Here is a 10,208-nt window from a genome sequence, read left to right on the forward strand (position 1 = left end):
GAGATTGTTTTGCACGCTTTCACGAGCTAAATACAAAACCTCTCCAATAACCAAGGGAATAGGCAGAAGGAAAATGATGGCTTTTTTAAAAATCGCCTTATTCAGCATATAAAAGTAACCTTTTATAAAACCGATTTACTGAGATGGTACCTCGATTCCGATACCCGCTAGCAACTCACGTTTTTTAACATTATTTGTTTGGATTAACTCAGTATGCGAAACGCTGAGTAATACCGCAAACTAAACAATGTCTTATTCACTCCTGTTCCAATTTAGTATCAAGCGCCTCAAACCTGAGACTTTAATTCGACACCATGTTATGTCTATCGGTACTTGCGAAAGTCTTTACCTGTCTGTTTCTCATCATGTAAGAATTACCCATTAAAAATATTTTTCTTTTCTCAGTGATTAAGAATTATATTTGTCGTAACTCCTACAACACGTTACAACACTCTCATGACGACAAACAAAGCTAATGCTAACCAGGTAAACGAAAAATCACTGCAGTTGTTAATGCAAGTTGCAGTTAGTCCGTTCCCAGTTTCTGCGAAAACGCTAAGCGAGCAATTGAACGTTCCTCTAAGCAGCCTTTACCGACACTTAAAACTGCTTAAAGAGTGGAACTTGATCGAAGAAAGCGTTCACGACAAGACATTTGTCGTTGGTCCGGCGGCATTGTTACTCATGCACAGCTATGAGACCGCGCAACATGGGCTCGACATAGTCGAAACCATACTGGCTAGGTTGGTACAACAAACCGGGGAAATGGCCGCTTATATGGTACCAGCTGGTTATCGTGCGCTTTGTGTCAGACAGAAAGAAAGTATGCAGGCGCTGCGTTGCAGCTTCGTCCAGGGTCAAAGTCAACCTCTGCTGCGCGGTGCCTCATCTAAAGTGATGCTTGCTTTTATGCCTCAAAGTCGATGCGAGAAAATCTTGAGATATTTTAATCAAGATCACCGACGTGACGAGTGGGAAAAAGAGCTCACAACCATCCGTAAACACGGATATGCCGTCAGTACTTCTGAGATTGACCCTGGTGTTTCAGGTATTAGCGCACCGGTAATGAAAGGAAGCAAACTGATTGGCGCAGTCTCGGTGATGGCTCCGGCCCACCGAGTCGAAAAGGATAAGCAGCGCATTATTTTACATGTACTGCAAGCGGCAAGGGCACTACCACCAGAAAGGTAATTCATCATGTTAAGCTTTTTCAAACGCTATAAACTCCACCACACCGTGAAACAGCCGCAGCATTACCCTTTTTCTTTTATGACAGTGTGTGAGTATTTGCCACCCATGTCTAAGGGCGCGTTTGAATTAGCTGATCAAAGTTTGGAAAATGCTAGCGATTGGCTATACCAACAGCATGATCATGAAACCGCTGAAAACTTTGGGCACTTCAACCACGACAAGCTGGAAAATGGCGAGTTTCAGGAAGCATTAAGCCTTTCGCTTTCTCGCCACTCAATTCCTGTTTTAGTCACTAACTGTACCGAGGCAATCTTGTCCATGTTACCTGTGGTCGTATCCTATCGAGACGAAGTGGGTGTCGTAAATATCGGGCATAACATGAACTTGAAGCCGACACTTGAGCCACGCTTAGGCTCTGCATTCCATTTTGCTCTTTCTCGCTATCAAAACGTACGATTGTTTTTTGCTGGCGTCAGTGAGCAAGAGACGAAGCAGGAAACATGGGAATACGCGGAAGATCAAGGTTGTGATTGGGTGACCGAGAAAGAGTTTTCTTTTCGTCATCGCAATAACGTTAAGCAACAGATCGGCAATTACCTAGACCACTGCGACCAAATAATCATTAGCATCGACCTTGGATCTCTAAAAACCAAAAACAGCCTTGATGGCGCGTCAGAAATTGATATCCAAATGGTTCTACGCACGATTAGGCAATGTTTGGTTGCAGGTAAAGTGCGAGCAATTCAGCTCGTTGGCGATCGAGATTGTCTGGTGTATTCGAGACAAACGAAAGCCATACTAGAAGAGTTATATCAGATGGCCCCACTCATCGTTCACGCTGCCTAGCGTTATAAACATTCAGAATCAGGATCGCGTCCTTCCTGATTCTGAACCAACATGCTTACTTATTATCCTTAACTAACAAATAGTTACACATATAAATCGACACACATCACACTTGCCTCTTGAACTAACCTGACACTTACGTTGTAATAAGGCCGCTAAACTTTGGTATGACATACGAAATAAAAAATAACCAAAGTTCAATAACTAAGCGGCTTCAAAACAAAAAGTACCGCAGCTATTCCAATTTCAGTGAGCACTTGCTCACGCTCGCTTGATGCCATCTTGTTCCACTTTTTTAGGACATTTGATGATGCGTCTTTGCAGTATTTTCGCTGCGGTTCTTTTTTTACCGCTAACCTCACACGCCACCACTTATGACGTAAAAGATCTATCTGAGCTAGGTCAACTTTGCTCACACAAGAATTTTAGTATCGGAAGCGATGGTACGACTTATCACTGTACAGGGAAACTAGTCCTACCCGCTGGTGACAAAATTGTTTCCTCATTACCGGACAAAGAGATAACGCTAGAAGCAGCTCATGGCATTGTGTTAGAGGGGAACAATACGATTGGTGAACCCAATAAGCGTATCTCTCTCCACGCCCTCGCTACCGGATTAACGGTTAGCAATGAGAAGGCTTCAAACCTTGACGATTACCAAAACAAACACACTGTCATCTATGGTGATCTTCTATCGGCTTACCCAACAAAGCTGCATAACATTCTCATAGACGGGAATATTAAGCTAACAGGTTCGACACTTCACATTGATGGAACGTACAACACCATTATTGGTGATATTTCGACACACAGCACGACCAATGTATTTAATACAAACATCTGTGGTAAGGTCGAATCACAAGGCGAAACACTACACCTAAAAACAAACCATCCTTTACAAGACCATTTTGTCGTCGGTGATGTTTCTGCGCACAACTCTCTGATTATAAAAGATATATCGATCTATGGTACAGCTGAATCTGTAGGATCGTCAGCTACATTAAGTGGCTCATTCTATAGTTCCACCGCAGCAATTAAATACTTCCAAACATTGAACTTCAACAACGCTCCAAATCAGCCTAGTCAAGTTTGTGGTGAAATCCAACAAACGCCAGGAAGTGCGCAAACGAAAGCACAAGACAACAAATACACGCAATACTGTGGATTGGGCGAGGCTGATTGTCACTACTCTTCCCAAGTCTGTCCAATCACCCCTCAAGATGTTCCGAATTGCAGCATGCAGCCTCCATCGGAGAACGACTTAAACCTCAGCGTCACACCATCGGACGACATGGCACTGATGTGCGGCGACGATCTTCCGCAATTTACAGTAACAACAACCAATAATGGAGAAGTTGTAAGGGCAGAAGTCAGTGCCGTCCTATCACACCCTGACTTATTCACTTTAGAGGTGGTTAAAGGTCATCAGACATTAGGAGCCAACCAATTTATATCAGACGATAATGGTGAACTTGTTGTTCGAGTGGTTCCGAATAATATTGATACGATCTCGTTAGATACCAACTACACACTAACTTTCACTATGGCAGAAGACACGAGCAAGCATCAAACTGTTCGCTTTATGTTTACGCCATTTATGTTTGAGGCCTACTCAAAGACAAAAAGCACCGCTTTAAATGAAATACGCGTTATTGCAGGTAAGCCAGAAAACGTGCATACGCGATTACTTGCTTGTGCCACCACCGGCGAACCTGTAGTAGCAAGCAACTACAATGGTACGCCTAAAGTTTTTCATCCATTGGTTCAACCATTAGGAGGAAGTGAAGGAAACTTTAGCTATTCAGCAGAATTTGAAGATGGCTTGTCTGAACATGGCCTTATCACGAACGAATCCGGCATATTTGAAGTGACATTGTCCGATCATTTTGAATGTGAGGGATTTGAAGAGTGCCCAGAAGAAGGCAAAGTGGAAGTGAAAGGAACATTTAATGTGCACTCGCGACCATGGACACTGGCTATCTGTGACAACCAACGTGCTTTGCCTTCTGGTACCTCTGAACAAGGAGAAGGGTTTCTTGCTGCCGGAGAACTTTTCTCTCTAACGGTGAAACCAATCATTTGGCAACCTGACGGCTCTATAAGTGGGTCTGTTGAATCAGCACGCTATTGTGATGCTTCTATCACCCGTAATTTTACGCTTGATGACGCTCCAGCAGCATCGGTTGTCTTGTCGAGTGAGCAACATACGCCATCAGAGACAGCGAACCAAACCTCAAAATTGCTAAAAAGTAGTGACTCACTGGCTCAGGCGCATAATTCAGCCAAGAATGATCAATTCGTCTTTAATGGATTATATTGGGAAGAAGTCGGGAGCTTGAGAGTAAAAGCAAACCTAGAAAGTAAATATCTAGGTATGACTGTAAACGAAGGCTATCGTTACGTTGGTCGTTTTTACCCAAAATATTTTCAAGTGCAAGACCAAGAATGGCACAACCCACATGGCCAAACTTTTGCTTACATGAATCAACCTTTTGAGAAAGTCACTTACGATGTTGTCGCACTCAATGCGCATAAGGAAAACGTGAAGAATTACGTCCACTTTTCGTCTAACCTTCAACAACATTTCGATTTAGGCGAGCTAAGCTCATACTCCGATCGGTTTTTGCCGCCTAAGCCTAAGAAGGTAGAATGGAAACCACTGGGTAACGCGAGTGTTGGAACGTTTGTGATCGAGAAGCCGTCGACCAATGCGACTTGTAACAATAGCCCATGTTGGAAAAAGAACACGACAGATAAACAATACCCTGATGGCCCATTTAATAAAGGGACTAACAGTGACAGCAGCAAAATAGGTATAGTCACGACTAAAGCCGTTGATGAGGTAAACTTCTTCGACGATAGCGAAGTGCTCACAAAACAACCAGACATTCGATTCGGTCGTTTGAACTTTCAAGATGTAGGTGGCAACCAAGGCATGGTGATCAAAGTGCCACTTGATGTGGAAATTTGGCAAAACGGTCGATTTACGACTAACTTCGATGACAGCTCAACAACGGCGAATGGTGAATATTACTTCAGCACGCCAATTTGGTCTCATGCGCCAGCAAACAACGCCCTGCTTTCTGGCGTTGGAACGATGAGTATTGGCAGAATGACCGATATCGTTGCAAGCCAAATTGACTCAGCGCGAGAGCAAATACAATTCCACCTAGATTTAGACAGCTCAGGCAATCGCATCCCTTGGCTGAAATACGACTGGGATAACACGACAAGTGAAGAGGAAAATCCACCTGTTACAGTTACGTTTGGTATTCACCGAGGAAACGATCGCATTATTTATCGTGGTGAACCCAATATGCTTGGCCTAAATTAACGCGAAACGGCAAACAAAAAGAGCCCCTCAATTGAGGGGCTCTTTTCATCACAAACTGATGTAATTTACTTTGCGCCACGACGCGCTTTCAGGCGCTTCACCATAGCAAGACGACGCTCTGCCGACCCTTGGTCTGTTGCCGACTGGTTCGGATTATTACGACGACCTTGACGATTCTTGAATGCTGGTTTTGAGTGCAGCTTTTCAATGTAAGATTCACGCTGTTTTGGTTCATAGCCAGCAAGCTCAATACGGCGAATTCGCTGCTGGATTAGATTTTCAACCTGAACAACCGTGAGTTCTTCATCTCGATTTACAAATGAAACGGCATGACCTTGTTTACCTGCACGGCCTGTACGACCAATTCGGTGAACGTAATCTTCCGCTAGGAAAGGCATGTCATAGTTCACAACGTGAGGTAAATCTTCAATATCTAGACCTCGAGCAGCGACATCGGTAGCCACCATGACACGTGCTTTACCGGACTTGAACTCTTCTAACGCACGACGACGAGCACTTTGAGCACGGTCACCATGACAAACCACCGCTTTGATACCATCAAGTTTCAGCTCTTTTACCACTTCGTTTGCGGTCTCTTTGTAGTTCACAAATACCAACACTTGTTTCCAGTTCTTACGACCAATCAGCTCCGAAAGCAGTTCCGTTTTTCGCTCTTGATCAACTGGATACAACACGTGAGCAACTGTCTGTGCTGTCGTATTCGCTCGCTCAACTTCAATACGCTTAGGCTTACGCAGGATATCTTTTGCTAACAGATTTAGTTGGCTCGAAGTCGTTGCTGAAAACATCATAATTTGCGGATCAGTATCCACATCTAGCATGATCTTACGTACTGCGTGAATAAAGCCCATGTCCAAGATACGGTCTGCTTCATCAAACACTAAAAACTCTAAGTGTGCGACCGAGACATTACCTTGTTCAATGTGCTCTTCCAATCGACCTGGTGTAGCCACTAGGATATCTACACCGTTTTCTAATGCCGTTACTTGAGAAGACATTTTACGGCCACCGAAAATCGCAGCCACCGACAGATTCGTGTACTTCGTGTAAGCTTTGATGTTGTCAGCAATTTGTTCAGCAAGCTCACGAGTTGGAGCCAAGATAAGTGCGCGAGCAGTCTTACGAGAAGCGCTACGGTTACTGTCTAGCAGCTGCTGAATCATAGGCAGAGAAAACGCAGCCGTTTTACCAGTACCTGTTTGTGCTGTAGCGAAAATATCATGGCCTTTGCGAGCCATTGGAATCGCCTTCTGTTGAATTGGCGTTAACTTTTCATAACCGCATTCTGCCAGTGCTTTAACCACTTCTGGCGCAAAACCTTGAGATGAAAATGACATTGAGCGTATTCCTTAAACAAACCACTAAAAATAGCTTTAAAAATTTAGCCGTGCACTATACCCGAATTTGAGTGATTTATCTCACTTTTCTCATTGAAATCCTACAAAAGAAAAAACGGTGAGCACAGATATATTAGTGGTTCACCGTTTTCGTTTAACCTTTGCGCGATTTAATGTTTGATGCCAGATAACTGAAGGAGAATTCGCTCAAGCTCATCCCATGGCAACAGCTGAGAATCTATCACTTCTAATCGTGATTCAAAGCCTTCTAAGCTGATTTCATTCACCGACACGACTCGGTTGGCAACATTAAACGCGTAACAACCTTGATCCGTATTGACCACTGCTTTAACACGCTCTGCGGTCAAGTCCGAAAGCATAGAGAAAAGCTTTTCAAAATCAAACTTATACTCTGCCCCAAACAACCACCCACAACTAAAATAACCCTGCCCTTTGTTCTCTTTGCGCACAAAGGCTTCACCAGGCGCCAATTGGAATTGAGGCTCTTGATGAGCGTGGTCATGATGATGTGACTCGATATGGGAAGAAGCGCTGCCGTAAACCCGCTCAATATCCAAGACTTCTATCGGCAACTCACCGTCATGAATAAGCTTACTGAATACTTTTGAAGGGGATTGGTCCGTCACCCAGTCATTAAACACATCAAGGTCGTGGCTGGAACATAGGTCAACCTTACTACCAATTACCACATCTGCACTGTCTAACTGGTCCACGAAGTTTTGGTTAGAAAGATACTTTTCATCACTTAAGTTACGCGGATCAACCAAGGCAATCGTCGCTTTAAGATCAACGTAAGGTTCATACTGCTGTGAGGTAAGCGTCGCGATAACCTGTTTTGGATGACCAAGGCCTGTCGGCTCAATCAATAAACGGTCCGGTTTTTGACGCAATAATGCGGTGATACCTACCGACATCGGCACACCCGCAGTGCAGCACATACAACCACCCGGCACTTCTTTAATCAGCGCGCCTTGGTCGGTCATCAATGCACCGTCGATGCCAATCTCACCAAATTCATTGACCAAAACCGCCCAGTTTTCGTTTTCCGGTTTGTTCTTCAGTAGATTTAAAATCGTGGTCGTTTTACCGACACCCAAAAATCCGGTCAGTATGTTGGTTGGTACTCGATTTGACATGCTTATCTCCGACACGTTAGTGCATTAATGCTCCAGCAAAGTATACGGAGAATGTGACTCGCTTCAACGCTTTTTATCGCGCTCATCAAGCTCATTGCGTGATGCGTGGGTATACATTTTTTGAGAATGATCAGAGTGACTTATCAACTCTGAACGCTTCATATCAGAAAGATACATACTGGTGTAAATGACGCAGGCAAAAAACGCGATAATAGCGACTACAATGGGAAGAACTCCGAGTGTGTTTTCGAATTTAAGCGCAGCGATAGCCAATGCGAAAACAACGACAGAGATAAGTGCGATAGACTTACTTTTGTTGCTTTTCATGATAACTCGCCTTTCGTAAGGGTAGCCCCTAATACCTCCTGTATTAGGGGAGTGCCAGTTTGAACAACATCCAACCTGACTATTCAATGCTACTCCTTTCGCTACTTGTGAAATTTGACAAAGCTAACATTTATTACAACATCAAACGATGAACTTATTACTAGCTTTCAGACACTTAGTGGACTGTAAAGCACTTACTAGCAAATCGACCCGCCGCTGACCAATATGTCGTTTTCATTGGCAATACAAACTTGCGCCACCAGCCTTAGCCCTTCGACTATCATCTCCAGAGACATGGAAGGCTGACTGCCATCTACTGCTTGTTCTGGCAATAATGGGATATGAACAAACCCATGACGAATAGGTTTGTCTTTTAGATAATGTTGGATCCCATAAAAAAGGTGGTTACATACAAATGTTCCGGCACTGTTGGAAATCTGGCTAGGTATCCCCTGCTTTTGCAGCGTTTGAACAATACGCTTTATCGGCAGTGTCGAGAAGTAAGCATCAGGACCATCAGCCACCACGGGTTCATCAATCGGTTGATAACCAACGTTATCTGGAATACGAAAATCATCGACATTAATTGCGACACGTTCTGGGGTTATCGCGCTACGCCCGGCCGCTTGCCCTACAGTAATTACACAGTCTGGCTGGTGCGCTTCTATTGCTTCAATAACGACTTTCACCGAGTCATATCGAACTACGGGGACTGGGCAAGTAACTATCACACCGCCTTTTATGGCCGCAGCCTCTAATTGCTTGACCGCTTCTAAGGCGGGGTTAATGGCGTCACCACCAAAAGGTTCAAAACCGGTAATCAGGACTTTCTTCATAACAGCCTTTAGGAAAAGAGTTTTACAAATTATTGCACTCCCCTTCACCCCATCCAATAGCAAAAGTATTGATGAGATAAACCAGACAACATTATGTGACTCATGTCTAACCAGAGAGTGTTTTCTGCCCCATTGAATCTAGGCAAGTTCCGGACTATCGAGACTAACTTATTGATGATTAGTGGCAGGGCAAGGTTCTCTCATTACATGACGCACGTAGAAGCTTGGTTTCCACGCTTAACTTAGGTAGAGTACGCGACCGCAATGCAATTCGAAGAGATTGAATACAATGAATATTGATAACCATGTAATCGAAACGATTGAAGAGTTGGAGGCATTTCTGCATTTAGTAGAAAGCGGCGCTCTAGGCCTTGAAGGTGTCACTGGCGTTGCGCTAGCCACCTCTAATACCGATGGCCGTCCATTTATTGCCGTATTAGGAGAAAAGCACCAATTGCTCCTTGGCCGCTGGGTTTCGCAGCACGTATATGACAATGGTAAAGACATCGTTCGTAACGGCCCAACCAGAAAACACTAAGCGCTCGACGCCACCTATAACATCACGCCGTCTTATACACCAAGCGTATGCTTTGAAAGCAATGCGCTTGGTGTACTCAAAAAATAAAAAAGAAAAGGCTAGCCTTTATTAATTTTGTCGGTATACTGCACATCAGCTCTTACGGAAAGAGCTATTAATGTAATTAAAGATCAAAGTTTCTCTCAGTTCCACATCGAATTCCTCGTTTACGTTCCTGCGACAAAATAGTTATCTCTAAAATCATATAGTAGCACTTGATATTAGCTAAAAATTCAATATTTAAAACAATCAAATATAGAGGTATCTATGTCTAATAAATTAACTGGTTCAGTAAAATGGTTCAACGAAACTAAAGGTTTTGGTTTTATTTCTCAAGACAATGGTGGTGATGACGTATTCGTTCACTTCCGTTCTATTGTTTCTGAAGGCTTCAAAACTCTTACTGAGGGCCAAAAAGTATCGTTCGTTGTTGAACAAGGTAACAAAGGTTTACAAGCTGCTGAAGTAACTGCACTGTAATTCTTTGTGTGGCATCAACGTTGTTGGTGCCACCATCCCCTTCCACTTATTACTGCCCTTACTATTCTCTATCTAAGTTTATATACCCAAATCACTTACCTC

Annotated in this window: 9 protein-coding genes; 5 read left to right on the forward strand and 4 right to left on the reverse strand. The window is 43.6% G+C overall.

Annotated elements, in window-relative coordinates; genetic code table 11:
• The first annotated feature begins 456 nt into the window (after positions 1-456).
• The 3 genes from IQR33_RS10880 to IQR33_RS10890 all read left to right on the forward strand — a co-directional run bounded on the left by IQR33_RS10880 (position 457) and on the right by IQR33_RS10890 (position 5,371).
• Positions 457-1,191: an IclR family transcriptional regulator gene (locus IQR33_RS10880; RefSeq protein ID WP_193837758.1), complete on the forward strand. Its 735-nt coding sequence runs from the start codon at positions 457-459 to the stop codon at positions 1,189-1,191.
• A gap of 6 nt (positions 1,192-1,197) precedes the next feature.
• Positions 1,198-2,037 carry an arginase gene (locus IQR33_RS10885; protein WP_033907142.1) on the forward strand — a complete coding sequence of 280 codons (840 nt, stop codon included), beginning with the start codon at positions 1,198-1,200 and terminating at the stop codon, positions 2,035-2,037.
• A gap of 307 nt (positions 2,038-2,344) precedes the next feature.
• Positions 2,345-5,371: a polymer-forming cytoskeletal protein gene (locus IQR33_RS10890; protein ID WP_193843696.1), complete on the forward strand. Its 3,027-nt coding sequence runs from the start codon at positions 2,345-2,347 to the stop codon at positions 5,369-5,371.
• Positions 5,372-5,436: 65 nt separating this feature from the next.
• On the opposite strand, the gene IQR33_RS10895 is transcribed toward IQR33_RS10890, so the two are convergent.
• From IQR33_RS10895 to pcp, 4 genes are all read right to left on the reverse strand, one after another.
• Positions 5,437-6,729 (reverse strand): DEAD/DEAH box helicase, encoded by a 1,293-nt coding sequence (locus tag IQR33_RS10895; RefSeq protein ID WP_005375652.1) that lies wholly within the window; start codon positions 6,727-6,729, stop codon positions 5,437-5,439.
• A gap of 170 nt (positions 6,730-6,899) precedes the next feature.
• Positions 6,900-7,886, reverse strand: coding sequence for a CobW family GTP-binding protein (locus IQR33_RS10900; RefSeq protein ID WP_193837759.1), 987 nt, complete (start codon positions 7,884-7,886; stop codon positions 6,900-6,902).
• Positions 7,887-7,949: 63 nt separating this feature from the next.
• On the reverse strand, positions 7,950-8,213 hold the full coding sequence (locus tag IQR33_RS10905; protein WP_017635759.1) for a hypothetical protein: 264 nt from the start codon (positions 8,211-8,213) through the stop codon (positions 7,950-7,952).
• Between the two features lie 197 nt (positions 8,214-8,410).
• A complete protein-coding gene (pcp, locus tag IQR33_RS10910) occupies positions 8,411-9,049 on the reverse strand; it encodes a pyroglutamyl-peptidase I (protein ID WP_025998708.1) in 639 nt (212 codons plus the stop codon).
• Between the two features lie 289 nt (positions 9,050-9,338).
• Here pcp and IQR33_RS10915 point away from each other — a divergent pair, with 289 nt between their 5' ends.
• A complete protein-coding gene (locus IQR33_RS10915; RefSeq protein ID WP_017635761.1) occupies positions 9,339-9,587 on the forward strand; it encodes a hypothetical protein in 249 nt (82 codons plus the stop codon).
• Positions 9,588-9,893: 306 nt separating this feature from the next.
• Entirely contained in the window at positions 9,894-10,106 is a 213-nt protein-coding gene (locus IQR33_RS10920) for a cold-shock protein (protein ID WP_005375644.1), read from the forward strand.
• Positions 10,107-10,208: the final 102 nt, after the last annotated feature.

The sequence above is a fragment of the Vibrio sp. OPT46 genome, assembly GCF_015163535.1.
GTDB classification, from domain to species: domain Bacteria; phylum Pseudomonadota; class Gammaproteobacteria; order Enterobacterales; family Vibrionaceae; genus Vibrio; species Vibrio alginolyticus.